The sequence below is a fragment of the Mesorhizobium sp. NBSH29 genome, from assembly GCF_015500055.1.
Classification (GTDB): Bacteria; Pseudomonadota; Alphaproteobacteria; order Rhizobiales; family Rhizobiaceae; genus Neomesorhizobium.
The window spans coordinates 488,811-506,356 of the sequence record NZ_CP045492.1 but is presented as its reverse complement, the minus strand read 5'-3'; the positions used below and the strand labels follow the sequence as shown (position 1 = coordinate 506,356).

At 58.4% G+C, this 17,546-nt stretch carries 22 protein-coding genes; 15 read left to right on the top strand and 7 right to left on the bottom strand.

Going from position 1 to position 17,546, the window contains the following annotated elements; translation table 11 throughout:
- Positions 1 to 130: 130 nt before the first annotated feature.
- From xylF to GA830_RS02460, 4 genes are all read left to right on the top strand, one after another.
- Complete coding sequence (xylF, locus tag GA830_RS02475; RefSeq protein WP_195163549.1) at positions 131 to 1,171, top strand: D-xylose ABC transporter substrate-binding protein; 1,041 nt, start codon at positions 131 to 133, stop codon at positions 1,169 to 1,171.
- A gap of 91 nt (positions 1,172 to 1,262) precedes the next feature.
- On the top strand, positions 1,263 to 2,585 hold the full coding sequence (locus GA830_RS02470; protein ID WP_195163548.1) for a sugar ABC transporter permease: 1,323 nt from the start codon (positions 1,263 to 1,265) through the stop codon (positions 2,583 to 2,585).
- A 12-nt stretch (positions 2,586 to 2,597) separates the two neighbouring features.
- On the top strand, positions 2,598 to 3,374 hold the full coding sequence (locus GA830_RS02465; RefSeq protein WP_195163547.1) for an ATP-binding cassette domain-containing protein: 777 nt from the start codon (positions 2,598 to 2,600) through the stop codon (positions 3,372 to 3,374).
- A gap of 81 nt (positions 3,375 to 3,455) precedes the next feature.
- Positions 3,456 to 5,084 carry a CHASE domain-containing protein gene (locus GA830_RS02460; protein WP_195163546.1) on the top strand — a complete coding sequence of 543 codons (1,629 nt, stop codon included), beginning with the start codon at positions 3,456 to 3,458 and terminating at the stop codon, positions 5,082 to 5,084.
- A 61-nt stretch (positions 5,085 to 5,145) separates the two neighbouring features.
- On the opposite strand, the gene GA830_RS02455 is transcribed toward GA830_RS02460, so the two are convergent.
- The 5 genes from GA830_RS02455 to GA830_RS02435 all read right to left on the bottom strand — a co-directional run bounded on the left by GA830_RS02455 (position 5,146) and on the right by GA830_RS02435 (position 8,301).
- Positions 5,146 to 5,400, bottom strand: coding sequence for a glycine zipper domain-containing protein (locus GA830_RS02455; protein WP_195163545.1), 255 nt, complete (start codon positions 5,398 to 5,400; stop codon positions 5,146 to 5,148).
- Positions 5,401 to 5,481: 81 nt separating this feature from the next.
- Complete coding sequence (locus tag GA830_RS02450) at positions 5,482 to 5,796, bottom strand: hypothetical protein (RefSeq protein ID WP_195163544.1); 315 nt, start codon at positions 5,794 to 5,796, stop codon at positions 5,482 to 5,484.
- Between the two features lie 268 nt (positions 5,797 to 6,064).
- Complete coding sequence (locus GA830_RS02445; protein WP_195163543.1) at positions 6,065 to 7,024, bottom strand: sensor histidine kinase; 960 nt, start codon at positions 7,022 to 7,024, stop codon at positions 6,065 to 6,067.
- Positions 7,025 to 7,218: 194 nt separating this feature from the next.
- Positions 7,219 to 7,386 (bottom strand): DUF1328 domain-containing protein, encoded by a 168-nt coding sequence (locus tag GA830_RS02440; RefSeq protein ID WP_195163542.1) that lies wholly within the window; start codon positions 7,384 to 7,386, stop codon positions 7,219 to 7,221.
- A 120-nt stretch (positions 7,387 to 7,506) separates the two neighbouring features.
- Entirely contained in the window at positions 7,507 to 8,301 is a 795-nt protein-coding gene (locus GA830_RS02435) for a response regulator (protein ID WP_195163541.1), read from the bottom strand.
- Between the two features lie 217 nt (positions 8,302 to 8,518).
- Here GA830_RS02435 and GA830_RS02430 point away from each other — a divergent pair, with 217 nt between their 5' ends.
- On the top strand, positions 8,519 to 8,713 hold the full coding sequence (locus GA830_RS02430) for a NepR family anti-sigma factor (protein WP_195163540.1): 195 nt from the start codon (positions 8,519 to 8,521) through the stop codon (positions 8,711 to 8,713).
- A 5-nt stretch (positions 8,714 to 8,718) separates the two neighbouring features.
- The gene (locus GA830_RS02425) at positions 8,719 to 9,267 is read left to right on the top strand and encodes a sigma-70 family RNA polymerase sigma factor (RefSeq protein ID WP_195163539.1); all 549 of its coding nucleotides are present in this window, start codon (positions 8,719 to 8,721) and stop codon (positions 9,265 to 9,267) included.
- Here GA830_RS02425 and GA830_RS02420 read toward each other — a convergent pair.
- On the bottom strand, positions 9,256 to 9,666 hold the full coding sequence (locus tag GA830_RS02420; protein WP_195163538.1) for a response regulator: 411 nt from the start codon (positions 9,664 to 9,666) through the stop codon (positions 9,256 to 9,258). The genes GA830_RS02425 and GA830_RS02420 overlap by 12 nt on opposite strands.
- A 168-nt stretch (positions 9,667 to 9,834) precedes the next feature.
- On the opposite strand from GA830_RS02420, the gene GA830_RS02415 reads away from it, so the two are divergent.
- The 4 genes from GA830_RS02415 (at position 9,835) to GA830_RS02400 (ending at position 11,652) form a co-directional block, all read left to right on the top strand.
- Positions 9,835 to 10,545: a Crp/Fnr family transcriptional regulator gene (locus GA830_RS02415; protein WP_195164724.1), complete on the top strand. Its 711-nt coding sequence runs from the start codon at positions 9,835 to 9,837 to the stop codon at positions 10,543 to 10,545.
- 84 nt (positions 10,546 to 10,629) lie between these two features.
- Positions 10,630 to 10,980 (top strand): DUF883 family protein, encoded by a 351-nt coding sequence (locus GA830_RS02410; protein WP_195163537.1) that lies wholly within the window; start codon positions 10,630 to 10,632, stop codon positions 10,978 to 10,980.
- A gap of 9 nt (positions 10,981 to 10,989) precedes the next feature.
- Positions 10,990 to 11,430, top strand: a complete 441-nt coding sequence (locus GA830_RS02405) for a phage holin family protein (RefSeq protein ID WP_195163536.1) — start codon at positions 10,990 to 10,992, stop codon at positions 11,428 to 11,430.
- A gap of 27 nt (positions 11,431 to 11,457) precedes the next feature.
- A complete protein-coding gene (locus tag GA830_RS02400; RefSeq protein ID WP_195163535.1) occupies positions 11,458 to 11,652 on the top strand; it encodes a hypothetical protein in 195 nt (64 codons plus the stop codon).
- A 74-nt stretch (positions 11,653 to 11,726) separates the two neighbouring features.
- On the opposite strand, the gene GA830_RS02395 is transcribed toward GA830_RS02400, so the two are convergent.
- The gene (locus GA830_RS02395; protein WP_195163534.1) at positions 11,727 to 12,635 is read right to left on the bottom strand and encodes a diacylglycerol/lipid kinase family protein; all 909 of its coding nucleotides are present in this window, start codon (positions 12,633 to 12,635) and stop codon (positions 11,727 to 11,729) included.
- 233 nt (positions 12,636 to 12,868) lie between these two features.
- On the opposite strand from GA830_RS02395, the gene GA830_RS02390 reads away from it, so the two are divergent.
- The 5 genes from GA830_RS02390 to GA830_RS02370 all read left to right on the top strand — a co-directional run bounded on the left by GA830_RS02390 (position 12,869) and on the right by GA830_RS02370 (position 17,344).
- Positions 12,869 to 13,450 (top strand): PRC-barrel domain-containing protein, encoded by a 582-nt coding sequence (locus GA830_RS02390; protein ID WP_195163533.1) that lies wholly within the window; start codon positions 12,869 to 12,871, stop codon positions 13,448 to 13,450.
- A 159-nt stretch (positions 13,451 to 13,609) separates the two neighbouring features.
- Complete coding sequence (locus GA830_RS02385; protein WP_195163532.1) at positions 13,610 to 14,254, top strand: alpha/beta hydrolase; 645 nt, start codon at positions 13,610 to 13,612, stop codon at positions 14,252 to 14,254.
- Positions 14,254 to 14,535 (top strand): GNAT family N-acetyltransferase, encoded by a 282-nt coding sequence (locus tag GA830_RS02380; RefSeq protein ID WP_195164723.1) that lies wholly within the window; start codon positions 14,254 to 14,256, stop codon positions 14,533 to 14,535. Before GA830_RS02385 ends, GA830_RS02380 begins: the two co-directional genes overlap by 1 nt.
- Positions 14,536 to 14,633: 98 nt before the next feature.
- On the top strand, positions 14,634 to 16,064 hold the full coding sequence (locus tag GA830_RS02375) for an aldehyde dehydrogenase family protein (protein WP_195163531.1): 1,431 nt from the start codon (positions 14,634 to 14,636) through the stop codon (positions 16,062 to 16,064).
- A 5-nt stretch (positions 16,065 to 16,069) separates the two neighbouring features.
- On the top strand, positions 16,070 to 17,344 hold the full coding sequence (locus GA830_RS02370) for an AGE family epimerase/isomerase (protein WP_195163530.1): 1,275 nt from the start codon (positions 16,070 to 16,072) through the stop codon (positions 17,342 to 17,344).
- Positions 17,345 to 17,546 lie beyond the last annotated feature (202 nt).

Genomic DNA, 17,546 nt, shown 5'->3' with positions numbered 1-17,546 from the left:
GGCGTCAACATTTTGCGTCCTGGAAATATCATTGACTCACATGCGGGGTTGAGTCATTTATTTTTTCGGAGCTCGAAAAAAAGTGCTCCGAACATCGTTGCAGCGCCTTACCGGCGCAGGGAGGAATTTCATGAACAAGTTCGCAGCCGCCATTCTGGCGGGCGTTGCCATGTCGCTTACGCTGCCCATCGCCGCGTCGGCAAAAGACAAGATTATCGGCGTATCCTGGTCTAACTTCCAGGAAGAGCGCTGGAAGACTGACGAAGCCGCAATCAAGGCGGCGCTTGAAGCAACCGGCGACAAATATATTTCCGCCGATGCACAATCTAGCCCCGGCAAGCAGCTGACGGATGTCGAGAGCCTGATTGCGCAGGGCGCAAACGCGCTGATCATTCTGTCGCAGGATGCATCGGCTATCGGCCCGGCTATTGAAAAGGCGCTTGCGGAAGGCATTCCCGTCGTCGGCTATGATCGCCTGATCGAAAACAAGGACGTCTTCTACCTGACCTTCGACAACAAGGAAGTGGGCCGGATGCAGGCGCGCGAAGTGCTTAAGGTCAAGCCGGAAGGCAACTACGTCTTCATCAAGGGCTCGGGCACCGATCCGAACGCTGACTTTCTTTTCGCCGGCTCGATGGAAGTCCTGAAAGACGCCATGGACGGCGGCAAGATCAAAAATGTAGGTGAGGCATACACCGATGGCTGGCTACCAGCCAACGCGCAGAAGAATATGGAGCAGTTCCTCACCGCCAACGATAACAAGGTCGACGCTGTGGTTGCCGCCAATGACGGCACCGCGGGCGGCGTCGTTGCCGCGCTTACCGCTCAGGGCCTCGCCGGCTCGGTGCCGGTCTCCGGACAAGATGGCGACCATGCCGCGCTGAACCGCGTTGCGCTTGGTACCCAGACTGTCTCAGTCTGGAAGGATGCCCGCGAACTGGGCAAGGCAGCTGCTGAAATCGCCGCCAGCCTTGCTGATGGCAAGAAGATGGAAGAGATCGCCAACGTGACCGATTTCACCACGCCTGGTGGCAATGTCACCAAGTCGGTGTTCCTCACGCCGGTCGCCGTCACCAAGGAAAACCTCAGCACCGTTATTGACGCGGGCTGGGTTTCCAAGGAAGTGGTCTGCCAGGGTGTTGCAGCCGGTTCTACGGCTGCCTGCGACTAACCAGACATGTCAAACGCCGCGGGAGAGACGTTCCCGCGGCGTTTTGTTATGATCACGGCCCGGCCCGTTGCGGTCCCGGCGGGAGACACTGATGTCCGAAGTGAGCACTACAAGCGTGACGCCTGACCGCCCGCGTGCCACCGAGCTTGGGCCGGTCGCGCGGTTCCTGCGCGCCACCGAGATCGATACGCGCATGCTGGGCATGGTTGCGGCGCTGCTCTTGGTGTGGGTTGGCTTCGACTTTTTCTCCGGTGGCCTGTTTCTGACACCACGCAACCTGTGGAATCTTTCGGTGCAGTCCTCCTCGATTGCCGTCATGGCCACCGGGATGGTGCTGGTCATTGTGACGCGCAACATCGATCTTTCGGTCGGTTCGCTGCTCGGCTTTTGCGGCATGATCATGGGTGTCACCCAGGCGGAACTGTTGCCGCGTATGTTCGGCATGACGCTTGGCGATCCGATGATCTGGGTCATCGGATTGGTTGCAGGGCTGGCCGTAGGTGTTCTCATTGGCGCTTTTCAGGGCTATCTCATCGCCTATCTCAAGATACCGGCGTTTATCGTTACGCTTGGCGGACTGCTGGTCTGGCGCGGCGGGGCCTGGTGGGTCACCAGCGGACGTACCGTTGCGCCGATGGACCCGACATTCCGCCTGATGGGCGGCGGGCCGGAAGGGGCTATCGGTGCCACCGCCAGTTGGGTTGCCGGGCTTGTTGCCTGCGCAGCACTTCTTGTCATGCTGGCCAATGGCCGCCGTCAGCGGTTGCGCTTTTCCTTCCCGCTGCGGCCTTTGTGGGCGGAAGCGTTCCTCGCCACCGTCGGCTGCGGGCTGGTGATGGGTGCGGTCTGGGTTGCCAATTCCTACCCGTGGCCGATCGGGATCGTTCGCCGCTACGCCGAAGACAACAACATCACGTTGCCGGAAGGCGGGCTCTATATCGCGCATGGCATCGCCGTGCCGGTTCTGATGGCGCTAGCGGCCGGCATCATCATGACGTTTATCGCCAACCGCACTCGGTTCGGTCGCTATGTCTATGCCATCGGTGGAAATCCAGAGGCGGCAGAACTTGCCGGCATCAACACCCGCTGGGTGACGATGAAAATCTTCATGCTGATGGGCCTGCTTGCGGCGTTCGGCGCGGCGATCTCGACAGCACGGCTGAATGCCGCCACCAATTCGCAAGGCACGCTCGACGAACTTCTGGTCATTGCAGCTGCAGTGATCGGAGGCACCTCGCTTGCCGGCGGCGCCGGCACCGTGGTGGGCGCGATGCTTGGTGCGGTACTGATGCAATCACTTCAGTCTGGCATGGTGCTTTTAGGCGTCGATACGCCGCTTCAAAACATCGTTGTCGGACTGGTGCTTGTCGTCGCCGTTTGGCTCGACACGCTTTACCGCAGACATTTCCAGTAGAGAGGCACACACATGGCAGCCACCCCACTGGTTGAAATGAAGAACATATCGATCGCCTTTGGCGGCATTCGGGCGGTTGATGATGCATCCGTTGATCTGTATCCGGGCGAGGTGATGGCGTTGTTGGGACATAATGGTGCCGGCAAATCGACGTTGATCAAGGCGCTCTCAGGTGCCTACCGACGCGATGCCGGCGCAATCTTCGTCAATGGGGCTGAAGTCGCCATCGCCAACCCGCGGGATGCCAAAAAATTCGGGATCGAGACGATCTACCAGACGCTTGCGCTGGCCGACAATGTCGATGCCGCCGCCAATCTCTTCCTCGGTCGCGAGTTGCGTACCGCCTGGGGTACGCTGGACGATGTTGGCATGGAGGCTGAGGCGCGCAAGGTGATGGGGCGTCTCAATCCGCGCTTCCAGCGCTTCAAGGAGCCCGTGATCAAGCTGTCGGGCGGCCAGCGGCAGTCGGTAGCGATTGCGCGTGCTATCCTGTTCAATGCGCGCATCCTGATCATGGACGAGCCGACCGCAGCGCTTGGACCGCAGGAAACCGCGCAGGTTGGCGAACTGGTCAAGCAGCTGAAATCTGACGGGATCGGCATCTTTCTGATCAGCCACGACATCCATGATGTCTTTGATCTTGCCGACCGGGTTTGTGTCATGAAGAACGGTCAGGTCGTCGGCACCGCACGGACCAACGATGTCACCAAGGACGAGGTGCTGGGCATGATCATTCTCGGCAAATGTCCCCCGGGTGCAACGCCGGGGCCCGGAGCTGTGGCGCATTGACACATACGACCAACTCCTTGCCTAAGTTGGATAGCAATCGCTAAAATGGCTGTGGCTGGTTGTCAGCCTGAGCCTGTTGCATTGAAAAAGCTGTTTCCGATCATCGTCTTTCTTTCTGTTGCGCTGGCTAGCATGGTGATGGCCGGTTATGCCTATTTTGCCAGCCAGGAAGCAGGGCGTATCAAGTTCGAGGCCGCCGCCGATGACGCGTTGGCGCGCATTGACGGGCGTATCGGTCTTCATCTTTCGCTGCTGCGGGCGACGCATGCCTTCATGAAGGCAAGGATCGGCGCGCCAAGCTACGACGAATTCCGTACTTTCGTGAACGGCCTCGATTTCGATAGCACCTATACCGGCATGCGCGGCATAGGTATCGTGCGGCCGCTCCCGCCTGGCACGGAAGCCGTGGCGGTCGATGAAATTCGTCAAAACTATGGGTTCTTGCGCAAGATCTGGCCGTCGAGCGAGGCTGAATGGCTGGCACCCCTTACTGCTTTCGAGCCGACTACAGACGTTGCGACAGCGACGCTGGGATACGACATGTTCAGCGATGCCAGCCGAAAACCGGCGATTGAGGCAGCGATGAAAACTCCAGGCGCCCATGCAACTGGGATCGTTGAACTCGGTAAAACCACAGGCGGGCCGGTCTATCCAGGCTTTCTGGTGTTCCTGCGCATCGACCCCGGCGCGGCCGAAACTGCTGCCATCGAGACCGCGCCAGCCGGCCTGCTTTATGCCGTGTTCCGTGCCAATGAGCTTTTTGGTGCCGCACTCGGACAAACTCCGCTGCTTCCCGTCAATGTTGAGGTCTATGACGGGGAGCCGGCCGATGGGCACCTGCTGTTCAGATCGCAGGCAATCCCGGCAAAGGGCTTCGAATCCAGCCATCTGGTGACGCGGCACCTCGAGGTCGCGGACCAGACATGGACAGTGTTGATGAGGCCGACCAATGGGTTTGCGGCACCCTCCTCGCCGCTGATCCCGTTATCTCTGGGGCTTTTCGGATTATTTCTGGCGATTGCCATCGCTATGATTGCCCACTGGCAGGGGCGGGCATACGAAGCTATCGAGACACTGCAGAGTGCTACCGAAAAAAGTCTTTCTGAGCGCGATCTCATGCTTCAGGAGATGAAGCACCGGATCAAGAATTCGCTGACACGCGTGCTCGCAATGGCGCGCCATACCGCCACGCACTCGAAAAATATCGACGACTTCTCCAAATCCTTCTCCGCCCGCGTACAGGCAATGGCTGCCTCCCAGGATATGTTGACTCGGTCGTTGTGGCAGAAAGCTGATCTTGAGGCGCTCTTGAAGACTGAACTCGAGCAGGTATTCGGACAAGATCTGAAGCCGGGATTGCTGAGCGGTCCGGCAGTGGCGCTTGATGAAGCGACCACGCAAGCTCTCGGCCTGACGATTCACGAGCTGGCCACCAATGCCATGAAATACGGCAAGGCCGGCAAGGGTGCAGCAGCGCTTGAGGTGAAATGGCTGGTGTCAGGCGATCCCAGAACGCTTAAGCTAACCTGGTCAGAGCGCGGAACCAAGGTCGCCAAGCCGAACAAGGTGGGATTTGGAACCAAGCTCATAGATATGAGCATTTGCCGCGAACTTGGCGGCGAGATCGAACGCCACTATGGCAATGGTGGATTAAAGGTCACCATCAAGATCCCGGTCGACAGCCACGAGGCTGCCCACCGGAAGAGTTAGACACCTCCGGGGTGTGATACCCCGAAGGTGTCAGAGAGCAGCCTGATCTCAGGCGTCCAGACTAGCAGCGTTCCACGTAGACACGACCATTGTAGCGGTCGCGGTAACGGCAGTAGCCGGGACGATCAGCAGCGCGGCCGAGAAGATAACCGCCTACGCCGCCTACTGCAGCGCCAACTGCAGCGCCTTCAAGATTACCCGTCGCAATACCACCAATGGCAGCGCCAACAGCGGCACCACCTACGGCGGTCTTTTCAGCAGTCGTGCAACCCGCAACTGCAAGCGTCGCAGCGAGCGCAAAAATCATATTCCTCATGGTCTACTCTCCTTGGGTGGTGTGGTTGTCCCTGCCGTCATATCATGGCGCAAGGCATCTGCTTCAACAAGCAAATTACTGCTACCGGCTGACAGGCTGCGTGCTCTCAGCATTTGACGCAACCAAGACTGGAGTTTCCAGGTTGGCGATCAACACGCCCTCCTTGGTCACATCCCATGTCAACTCGGCATATTCCTCCTCCATCGCGGGATCGACATCAATGCAGCGTGCGATGACGCGCGGATGACGACCGGCGTAGGTCGCAATTCCCTCAGGCAAGGCCTCCATACATTCCCCCGCAGTCTCGAAGATCGGTGCTGGGGCCGGCAACTCCTTGCATTCCCCAAGATCATTCGAGCATCCAATTATAAGAAGCAATGCTGCGATGTGTTCCATGGCCGAGTTCCTTTCGCCATGGAAACGGTCCAACCCGCAATCTGGTTCCGAAGTGCGCATAAATGCAAGAATCGAAACTAGTTTAGCGAGAAGCGGAACTTTTCTTTCAGATGTGCGTTTGAGATGACATAGCCCTGACCCACTATGGGTCATGGTTGCCCCGCCGAAGAATTGTCCCCCTCAACATTCGGCATCTGCACGAAAGCCGACCTCGCCCCCCCGAGGTCGGCTTTTTTCTTGCCTTATCGTATCCGACGCAACGTCGGCGCTACTCGATTTCGAAGTTTCCCTTGGGAATGACCAGGCGATACTCCAACCGGCCTTCGTCAAGCGTTAGTTGCGCTTTTCCGTTGAGCGAAGCTGGAACCACGCGCTCCAATGCCACGCTGCCAAAGCGCTTGACCTTGGGTTCTTCAAGGTCGTTTATCAGTGGTTCGTGCCAGGTTAGTGTCAGCGCGTCGGGCGTATTTTCCATTTCCGAAAGCTCGGTGGTGATTTCCACCCAGCCATCAGACCGCGCAAGCGCGCCGTAGCTGACGGAATTGACCGACAGTTCGTGAAGCGCCAGGCCGATATGCAATGCAGCGTTGGGGTTTAGATATGGATTGAGGCCGCTCAGGCGAATATTGCGCTGAGGGTCCGCACAATAGCGCCCGACCTGGCCCATGACCAGCTCATGCAGGTCGGCGCCGCGCCAGTTCGACATAGTGACCAGATCCTGCGAGGATGCCAGCGATTGAAGGCGGCCGCGGAAGCGGGTGAGAAACCCGTCCAGCGTGCCGGAATACCTCCCCGTCTGGGTTGCGATGCTCTGTATGATCGCGAGGAGATTCTTTGAACGATGCGACAGCTCTCGCAGAAGCGCTCGAAGGGTCTGTTCCCGGCGCTTCTGCTCGGTGGTTTCCACGATCGTTGTGACGACGCCGACAATGGCGCCCGTTTCGCCGCGATCGGCGTCCACCCACACGTCGAACCAGCGTACACCGTCGTCGTCGGGGACACGGATCTCTGCGCTTTCCATCTTACCGGAAGTGAGAGTGTTTCTTTTAAAATCCGACAGCCGATTTGCTTCGGGGAGGGGTAAAAAATCGCTGTCTGTTTTGCCAATGAGGTCGTCGCGGGACCATGATCCGGGTACGTTTTCGCACCAGCTGGCGCGCAGGTCGACATCTTGGTAGATGACCGAAATCCCGGTGTTGCGCAACGCCCGCGCCAGACTGCGCTCCATATCCCTGTTCGGTCCTACCGCAGACATGATATCACTACCGTCCGTATCGCTCTTTAATTTGCGTGGCCGGACAGGCAAACGCCTGCATCAGGCCGTCCCGAGTCAAGCTCCGCCGGACCATGATCCGAAGACCGCAATCCGGCGGATACTGAAAACCGCTTGAGGGGATCGGCTTTCAGGTTCGGCGACTGAATCTAGCGGGCGCGGCGGAAAAGCCCTGCCAGCAAAGAAATGACCAGAAACGCAAGGAATATGAAAAACAAAATCTGCGCGATGCCGGCTGACGTACCGGCAATGCCACCAAAGCCAAGTGCACCGGCTATAATGGCGACGACGAGAAAGACCAAAGCCCAGTAAAGCATCGTTTCAACTCCTGTATTCCTGTCTTCACAACGCGTGACTTGTGCGATCGTTCCGCTAAACGAAGAGAGCGGCATTGAAGTAATGCCGCTCTCTCGTGACTGGGTGCTAACCAATAAGCTCTACGCTGCTGCTTTGGCCTGGCGGTCGAAGAAAAGCGCTTGGCTGATTAGCGCCTTCACCATGTCCGGGTTGAACGGCTTGGTGACAAGGAAGGCCGGCTCCGGGCGTTCACCGGTAAGCAAACGTTCAGGGAACGCGGTGATGAAAATCACTGGAACGGACGTTGTGGCGATGATTTCATTGACAGCATCAATGCCGGAGCTGCCATCGGCAAGCTGAATGTCCGCCAACACCATCTTTGGTCGGGTTTTCTCAAACAGCTCCGTCGCTTCCGCGTGGGTGCGGGCGGTACCGACGACCCTGTGACCGAGGCTCTCCACCATCTCCTCGATATCCATTGCGATCAGTGGCTCATCCTCGATGATGAGGATGTCGGTTGCCACCTGCTGGGAGATGTCGTTGCTGGCCTGACGCAGCAGGACTGTGAAATCGTCGGCGCTGACATCGAGAATTTCCGCAGCTTCCTCTTCGCTGAAACCCTCAACGGCGACCAGCAGGAATGCCTGACGCGGAAGCGGGGACAGGGATGAAAGATTGGCTGATGCACGCTGCTCCCAGGCCGAGGCCGGTGCCTCATGTGGGATTTTCACAGATACTGATGTGAAGAGCTTGGCAAACAGGCTGTAGAGTGCAATCCGCTCGCTGGAGGCCTCGGGAAATATCGATACATCCTGAATGATTGCCTCAAGCATCGCTGCCACAACGGCATCGCCGCTTGTCTGGGAGCCTGAAACAGCGCGCGCATAGCGGCGCAGGAAAGGCAAATGCGGGGCAATCTTTGCAGATAGACTCATGGTAGGGCGTCTCCCTCAAATCGACGTCGAAGATGATAGTTTTGGAACTATCGGCGTTAAACGTCCAGACTGCAAAAAAGTTCCGGAGGCGTGGAACGAATTTCTATCCGGTGCGTTTCTGCCTCATTCCAGAGCCTTGGAAGCCTGACGTTTGCCTAAAACAGTCTCGAGATGGCATGGTTGGGGTTCAGAAAGACCGTCAGGACGAATGTACAGTATGAGCAAAGACCAGCAAGGCGCTTCTGGCGCAAAAACCCGGGAAGCCGGGGCAGACGCTCTCGGATCCAATTCCGAGATAGGGCGCAAGCTGAAGCAGTATTATGATGAACTGGTCTCGGATGAAGTCCCCGACCGTTTTGCCCAATTGCTAAGCCAGCTCGAGCACGCTGCACCATCCCAGAAGAAGGACTAGCCTGAATGGCAGTGTCAGCCGGTTTTCGGGACGGCCTTCTCGGTGCGATCCCCAGCTTGCGCGCGTTTGCGGTTTCGCTCTCGCAAAACGCCGACAAGGCAGACGATCTCGTGCAGGAAACGCTGGTGAAGGCGTGGGACAAGCAGTCAAGCTTCCAGCCTGGGACAAACCTCAAGGCATGGTTATTCACAATCTTGCGTAACGAGTTCTATTCGCAGATGCGCAAGCGGGGACGCGAAGTGCAAGATAGCGACGGCATTATGACCGAGCGCCTGGCCGTCCATCCGAGCCAGCACGGTTTACTTGACCTCAAGGATTTCCGTGCGGCTCTCGAGCTTTTGCCGGAAGATCAGAGGGAAGCCATCATCCTCATCGGCGCGTCCGGATTTTCCTATGAAGAAGCAGCCGACATCTGCGATTGCGCAGTCGGAACGATCAAGAGCAGGGTTAGCCGGGCACGAACGCGGCTTCAGGAGATATTGAAAATCGAAGGCGAAGGAGATTTCGGCCCGGACGCTATAGCCACCCAGGTTATGGGATCCTCATTCGCTTGATTGTAAGATACTGGATTTAGCGATTGACCTGACCAGAGCAGATATCAGGTCATCGCCGGCGTAAGGTTTCCCGACGAGGTCGACATCGGGGAAATCGCGGCTCACCTCTTCAGAGTTACTGTATCCGGAAGCGAAAACAAAGGGCACGCCCTCTTGCCTTAGCTGAGCGGCAAATTCGAGTGTGGAATTTCCGGATAACATCAGGTCGACGATAGCAGCGTCAAAGGTTTCCGTTGCTTCAGGCAGCCGGCTAAGATCTTCCAGATCACGGACAATCGTAACATCCCTCGCCCCACTGTCACGGCAAAGCTGCTCGACATCCATCGCGATCAAAAATTCATCTTCGAGGACAAGAATATGCAGGCCGTTTAGCGGGTTTGACAAAGGGTCCTCCAACATGGGGTGCTCCATTCTGCCGTACATGGCCGTGTTTTAGCATTCTGTCATTTAAAAAAGACATAGGCTTTGGAATCAGCCAAACTCGGGTTAAGCAACGAAAACTCGGCACCGAGGGGCTGTCCGTTGACCAGTACATCAGCAAAGGCTGCAATTCGATATCCATGCGAGATGTGTCCCATTCGCAAACTGCCGGTGTTTCGCGCGTTTGAAAAGCAAGAACTTGCTTTTATGCATCGCTTCAAGCGTGGCGAGCTTGCAGTCGACAAGGGCGCAACCGTTTTGGTTGAGGGCGCGCATAGTGCCCATCTCTATACAGTTTTGTCTGGATGGGGGTTCCGCTACAAACTGCTGGCCGACGGACGGCGACAAATACTCAATTATCTGATGCCGGGAGACCTGATCGGGTTGCAGGGCAGTCTGATGGGCGAAATGCGGCATTCGGTCGAGGCGCTTGCGCCGATGCTGTTGTGCGTGTTTGAGCGCGACAAGCTGGCTGAGCTTTACCGCGACCATCCGGGTCTTGCCTTCGACATTACGTGGATCGCATCGCGCGAGGAGTTGATCCTCGATGAGAACCTTTTAAGCATAGGCCGCCGCAGTGCGATGGAACGGGTTGCGTATCTGATCGCATTCATCGCCGCGCGTGCCGATCTCGTCGGGCTGAACGGTCGGGAGAAACCCGAGTTCTCGCTGACCCAGCAACATATTGCCGACACGCTGGGCCTTTCTCTGGTCCACACCAACAAGACGATTCGCCGTCTCGTCGAACGCAAGCTTGTGCGCTGGGCCGACCGGGCTTGTTCAGTGGTGGATTTTCAGGGCTTGCTGGCCATCGCCCGCTGGGAGGGGATTACCAAGGAACAACGACCGCTGCTTTGAAAACAATCCTGCCGCAGATGCCAAATCTAGGGAACCGGTATCCGCTTCGTACGTTAGTTTGTATCCCAAGCAAGGAGCGTATTCATGGCTATGGCCTCGACCTCGACCACAAACAAGGCATTGACATCCGAGAGCGATGTTCGCGCCTCGACCCAGGATTTGGAAAACGACATCAAGCTATTAAAGAGTGACATCGCCAAGCTCGCCAAGCAGTTGGCTGCCACAGGCGAGCATTCAATTGGTACAGCGCGTCGCGCTGCCAGCGAGGGCGCCGACCGTCTCCGCGTCGAGGGCGAAGCTGCGATTGACCAGATTCGCACCAATGCTCGCGACCTTGAGCAGCAGGTTACCGCCAGTGTTCGAGAAAAACCCATCACTGCGTTGGCGATGGCCGCCGGTGTCGGTTTCCTTTTCGCTCTTATCGCACGTCGTTAAGGCGCGCGCATGCTTGCGACCCTTCTCGCTTCGCTCGCATCCGGTGAAACCGTGGCAGCAGTCCGGCGCCTGCGCCGGACTGCTGTTGCCTATGCGGTGGCCGGAGTTTTGCTTCTTATATGCGGAGGCTTTCTCGTAGGAGCAGGCTACATCTGGCTTGCCCAGCGATATGGGCTGATCGAAGCCGCCTTGATTATTGCCGGCGGATTTTTCGTGTTGGCCATGCTGGTATTGCTCGTCAACAAGGTCAGCAGCGGCGTTCGCCGGCGCTATGCCAAGAGGCGTCGCAAGAGCGAATTGGCAACGATCGGAACAGCGGCAGCGCTGGCAGCTCTGCCGTCCTTGTTGCGCGGCGGAAAAGCCAGTTTCCTTGTGCCTCCGGCAGCGCTGATCGCTTACCTGATCTACCGCGAAAATAGTTCTCCGTCTCGGGATCGTGATGATGCGTAAAATGCCATTTAGAAGCGGATCACACTGATGGCAAAGACCGTCTCCACGGAAAAAGCACGCCAGGCGAGAACTGGCAAGCCAGTACTAATGGTTCTCGTCGCCGCCCTCGGTCTCGCAGCAATCGCCTGGGGCGCGGCGGAGCTCTACGGCGAAACCATCGACCCGCAGGTGCCTGATCAAACCGAGCCGAACGAAGAACCTGCGCCGCGTCCTGCGGGGTAATTTCAGAGCCGGCTAACCTCTAGTTTCGAAGCGAAGACGGCCACTGGCTAATGCTGAATGACGGCCACTCTCGCTTATTGCGGCGTCTCCATAGGCACCAGCACCCGCAGCGCGGCGGGATGTATCACAACCACAGTTTCGCGTTCCAACTTGATCAGTTCGCCATCGAGTACACAGCGCTGCCGACGGCGCGACGAGAGAAGGCGAAGCACCACTTTTTGCGCTTGGTGTACTGTCACCTGTTCATTGTCGCGCCATTTTCCCCGCGCCAGGTTCATCACGAATGACAACAGCTCGCCGTTAGTTCGCGCCTTTGTGAGGTAGACGCCAAGCGTGCCACCATCGGGATGATCCGCATAGGGCAAATGCCCCTCGCCGAATAGATTGTTGCTTATACCGATGCCCGTTGCTCGCGCCTCGATCTCGGCCTTGTCGACCAACAACGACACTTTCATCGGCGTGGGATTTTTCAGCACCGTCCACGCGGCGCGGGCTGAGGCGCCAATTTTCCCGAACCGCGACCCGAATTCCATGCGCTCGCGCAAATGCACCATACGGGCGTGCATGCCAACTGAAAGTTGGTGGACAAAGGGGCGGTCGTTGGCGGTGCCTATATCGACGTTGCGAATCTCGCCGGTGGCGAAAGCTTTCACCGCCTGCTCAAGATCGAGGGGGATTTTCAGGCTGCGCGCAAACAAGTTCATCGTGCCGGCTGGAAGGGCGGCCAAGGCTTTTTTTCTGCCTTTGAGCAGCCCGGCTGCTGCAGAGATGGTACCATCGCCACCGCCAGCCATCAGCACGTCCGTCTTTTTCTGCGATGCTGCCTTTGTCAGCGCCTCTACGATATTTTTGCCGGTTACGATCTCGATATCGACAGTATGGCCGTGACTGGAAAGCGTCTCACGGAGGGTCTCGGAGAATTTCGAAAGGTCGGTGGTGCGAAGAGTGCCGCCATCACGGTTGAGCACGGCGACAAAATGCATTTTCCGACCTCGCGACCGCACACGCGGCATTGATTCATAGAGCGCGTTTAACGCACCGGCCGGACCATAGTTCCGGCCCTACCAAAGGCATCAGCGGAGCGAAAGAAGCAAAATTCAGGAACCCATCGCCGGCGGCGACGTTGTCAGGGGGTAGAAGCCGCGCCCGGCTTTTCCCTGCGACGGTTCAAACGGGCGCGACAGTGCCAGAATTAATGCACCAAGGAGAAGATATCATGTTTCGTACTCTTTTGACCACTACGGCTCTCGCCACCTTTATCGCTGGTAGCGCGTTAGCCCAGACCAGCACGACAGCCCCTGCGGATACAACCGCGCCAGCTGCAACAGAACAGGCTCCTGTGGTCAAGGCTGACGGGTTCCTTGCTACCCAGATCATCGGTGAAACCGTCTATAACGGAACCGGCGACAATGCCGAGAACATCGGCGACGTTAATGACATCGTTCTCGGCATGGATGGCAAGGCCACTTCAATAATCATCGGCGTCGGCGGGTTTCTCGGCATCGGTGAAAAGAACGTCGAGATCGCTTATGACCAGCTTGAATGGGCTGAAAAAGATGGCGACCGCTGGATCGTAATTGCGTCTTCCAAGGAAGAGCTGGAGGCTCAGCCAGCCTTTGACCGCCGTGGCTACGACATGGTTCCCGCTGCAATGGAGACGGGCACATCCACCGCTCCAGCACCAGCTGACGCGACCGCGCCAGCACCAGCAGACACCACCGCGCCAGCACCAGCAGACACCACCGCGCCAGTGGACCCCAACGCGGCTCCTGCTGAAGAGCCTAAGCCAGCCAATTAATGGCAGCTTGAATGAGCCACAAAAGCCCGCGTCGGCAACGACGCGGGCTTTTTCCTTTACCAACAGCTTGGTCGCAATTGACTGAACAGTTTGTCGCTTCAGGCGACATTGCGCAATTGTGCTGTGATACGCATCTTCGTGGCTCGCGAGGAAATGATCATGACCGAAGACGCCTATATCCATGAAATCGTGCCCGGAGTTGCGGGCGGGCCGCTTCTTTTTCTGTTCCACGGAACGGGTGGCAATGAACACCAGTTGATGGGGTTTGGGCGTGAGCTGCTGCCTTCGGCCACTTTGGTTTCCCCGCGCGGGGACATTTCGGAGCATGGCGCATCTCGCTTCTTCCGGCGCACAGGCGAAGGAGTCTACGACATGGGTGATTTGGCTAGAGCAACGCAACGCATGGGCGGTTTTGTCCGTCAGAAGATCGATGCGGTTAAACCCTCGCATGTCATCGGGCTTGGCTATTCCAACGGCGCCAACATTCTCGCGGCAACGCTCTTTGCCGATCCCGCCCTGTTCGATGCCGCGGTGCTGATGCATCCGCTGATCCCGTTCGAGCCCGACATCAAAGGCAGCCTTGCCGGCAAGGCGATCCTCATCACCGCTGGGCGGCGTGATCCGATTTGCCCGCCCGACATCACAGCACGGCTGGAAGTCCATCTTCGCGCCGCAGATGCTGGCGTCGTGCTTGCGTGGCACGAGGGCGGTCACGAGATGCGCCAGACCGAACTCGACGCCGTAACATCCTTCCTCGCATCCTATCGCGATGCCGTACCCATTTCAGACAGGACCACACAGTGATCGAGATCCAGATCGAGGAAACCGACAGCAAGGGCCGTTATTTTTTCGTCGGACCGAATGGTGCGGTTGCCGAGCTGACGTTCAGCAAAACCGGTGCGGGCATGATCATCATCGACCACACGGGGGTGCCTGAGGCACTTCGCGGACAGGGCGCTGGGCTGAAACTCTTGGAACGCGTGGTCTCCGATGCCCGCAGTGCCGGCAAGACGATCATACCGCTGTGCCCTTTTGCGGCAGCTCAGTTCAAACGCCACCCGGGATGGGCAGACGTGAGACGCTAGGTTTTCGGCGGTTCCGCGCCAATAAAGGGCGAATTTGTCATTCGCTTTCAGCCCGCAAGGCTGTAGCATCGCGCAACATAATCTCCGGGAGATCGACGATGACGAACAACCATCTGAATTTCTACATCGACGGCGCCTGGGTGAAGCCAGCCAGGCCTGCTCCGCTCGATGTCATCGATCCCTCCACCGAGGAAGCTTACACGCAGATCTCGCTCGGCTCGGCTGACGATGTAAACCGCGCAGTGGCTGCGGCGAAGGCTGCCTTTGTCAGTTTTTCGCAGACATCCAAAGCCGAACGGCTCGATCTCCTGCGGCGCATTCTCGATGCGTATAATGCCCGCTTCGAAGATATTGCGCAGGCGGTAAGCCATGAGATGGGTGCGCCTATCAGCTGGGCGCGCGATGCCCAGGCCTGGGCAGGGCGGGCGCATATGGAATCTACCATCGAGGCCTATGAGCGCTATGAACTCACCGAAAAGCGCGGCACAACACTAGTGGTGAAGGAGCCAATCGGCGTTGCAGCTCTTATCACGCCGTGGAACTGGCCGCTCAACCAGATTGTCTGCAAGGTGGCGCCCGCCATTGCTGCCGGCTGTACCGTGGTGCTCAAACCGTCCGAGATCGCGCCGATCAGCGGCATTCTGTTTGCCGAGGTGATGCATGCGGCCGGAACGCCGAAGGGCGTGTTCAATCTCGTCAACGGAAATGGTCCCGATGTAGGCCAGGTGATGGCTGGCCATCCCGATGTCGACATGGTGTCGTTCACCGGTTCGACGCGCGCCGGCATCATCGTTGCCAAGACTGCAGCTGACACGGTCAAGCGCGTGGCTCAGGAGCTGGGCGGCAAGTCGCCCAACATCATCTTGCCGGACGCCGATTTCGAGGTTGCTGTCCGCAAGGGCGTGGAAGGGTGCTTTGGCAATAGCGGCCAGTCCTGCGATGCGCCGACCCGTATGCTGGTGCCTGCCGCCCGTCACGATGAAGCGTTGGGCATCGCTAAAAAAGCAGCTGAAGCGTTTTCCGTCGGAGACCCTCGGCGGGAAGACATTCAGCTTGGCCCGGTGGTCAGCCAGACGCAGTATGACAAGATCCAGCGGCTGATCGAGACGGGTATTTCAGAAGGTGCCACGCTGGTCACAGGGGGGCCAGGTCGTCCTGAAGCGCTCAACCGCGGCTACTATGTGCGCCCAACCGTGTTCGGCCACGTCACTCCCGACATGACCGTTGCACGCGAGGAAATTTTTGGGCCGGTACTGTCGATCCTTTCCTATGAAGATGAGGAGGAAGCGATCAGCATTGCCAACGACACCGTGTATGGGCTTGCCGCCTATGTGCAGTCGGGCAGTATCGAGCACGCGCGGGCGGTCGCCGGCCGGCTTCGTGCCGGGCAGGTGAACCTCAACTATCCCGAATGGGACGTCTTTGCCCCGTTTGGCGGCTACAAACAGTCCGGCAATGGGCGCGAATATGCCGATTGGGCTATCCATGATTTTCTTGAAACCAAGGGCATCGTGGGCTGGGGGGAATAGACTGAATGCACGTTGCCGAAAGCCGTCCAGCCTGGGTGGGCACTACCGGGCCGCGCTTTGTCGAGCGGCCAACACATCGGCGTTGGCTTCTGGATGAAGCAACGCGGCTGATCGCGCAGGTGCAGAGCAACGCGCTGAACCCGGCAGGCGGGTTTTCGCCGCTCGCAACCGATTGGCAAAAGCTGCCGCCCAGACCCGGACAGGCAGGCGTGGAGCGTCTGCTGCACGACACGACGCGAACCGTGCATTGCTTTGCTATTGCCCATCTCCTAGGCACGCCGGGGGCTGACCGGGTGATCGACCATGGCATGGATTTTCTGTGGAAGGGTCACCGCGACCTGCAGCATGGCGGATATTTTTGGTCGGTCGATGACACAAAGCCGATTGATCCGACCAAGCTTGCCTATGGCCATGCCTTTGTGCTGTTGGCCGCATCATCCGCCAAGGTAGTCGGTCACCCCGACGCCGACCGGCTTTTGGCCGATGTTACCGAGGTGCTGGGCACCCGCTTCTGGGAAGCGAAGCAAGGCGCGACCAGCGAGGAATATGCGCCCGACTGGCAAAAGATCAGCACCTATCGTGGCCAGAACTCCAACATGCACCTGACCGAAGCGACGATGGCCGCCTTCGAGGCGACAGGTGACCGCAGCTACCTGGAGATGGGCGAGAACATTGCCGCGCTCATCATCGAGCGGCACGCACGGGAGCAGGGTTGGCGCGTCGCCGAACACTTTACCGAAAACTGGGAGGTCGACCGTGCCTATTCTGGCGACCCGATGTTCCGCCCCGCAGGAACCACGCCCGGCCACGCGCTGGAATGGAGCCGGCTCCTTATCCAGCTGTGGGAACTGGGCGGTCGCCGTCACGATTGGATGAAGGAAGCCGCCAAGCGGCTGTTCCTCAACACGGTCGCCACTGGCTGGGACAACCGTTCCGGCGGCTTCTACTACACGCTCGACTGGAACGACCAGCCCGATCAGACGGACCGCTTCTGGTGGCCCTGCGCCGAGGGCATCGCCGCTGCAGCCACCATCGGCTCGGTCGACCCGGACCCAATCTTCGAAGAATGGTACCGCCGCATCTGGGACTTTACCCGCACCCATCTCATCGATCCCGTACACGGAGGCTGGTTCCCCGAACTCGGGCCCGATCTCAAACCGATCACCCGGGTTTTCGAAGGCAAGCCGGATCTCTACCACGCGCTGCAGGCGTGTTTGATCCCGTTGGTGCCGACGACGGGGAGTGTTACGCGGGGGTTGGGGGCGGGGGTGGGAGTCTGACTGGTACCCCGCCGGCTCAGAGCGGTCGTAGAGGCTACGTGAGTATTCGCGCACCGGAGGTAGATCGCGACCTCGACCCGGGCTTTCGCCCACCCCTGGCGGAGCCAGCGAACGCAGTAAGTTTGGGGTGAGTAAAAAATGGTGATCCCGACTGGATTCGAACCAGTGGCCTACAGATTAGGAATTCGGCTCGAAGTCGTTG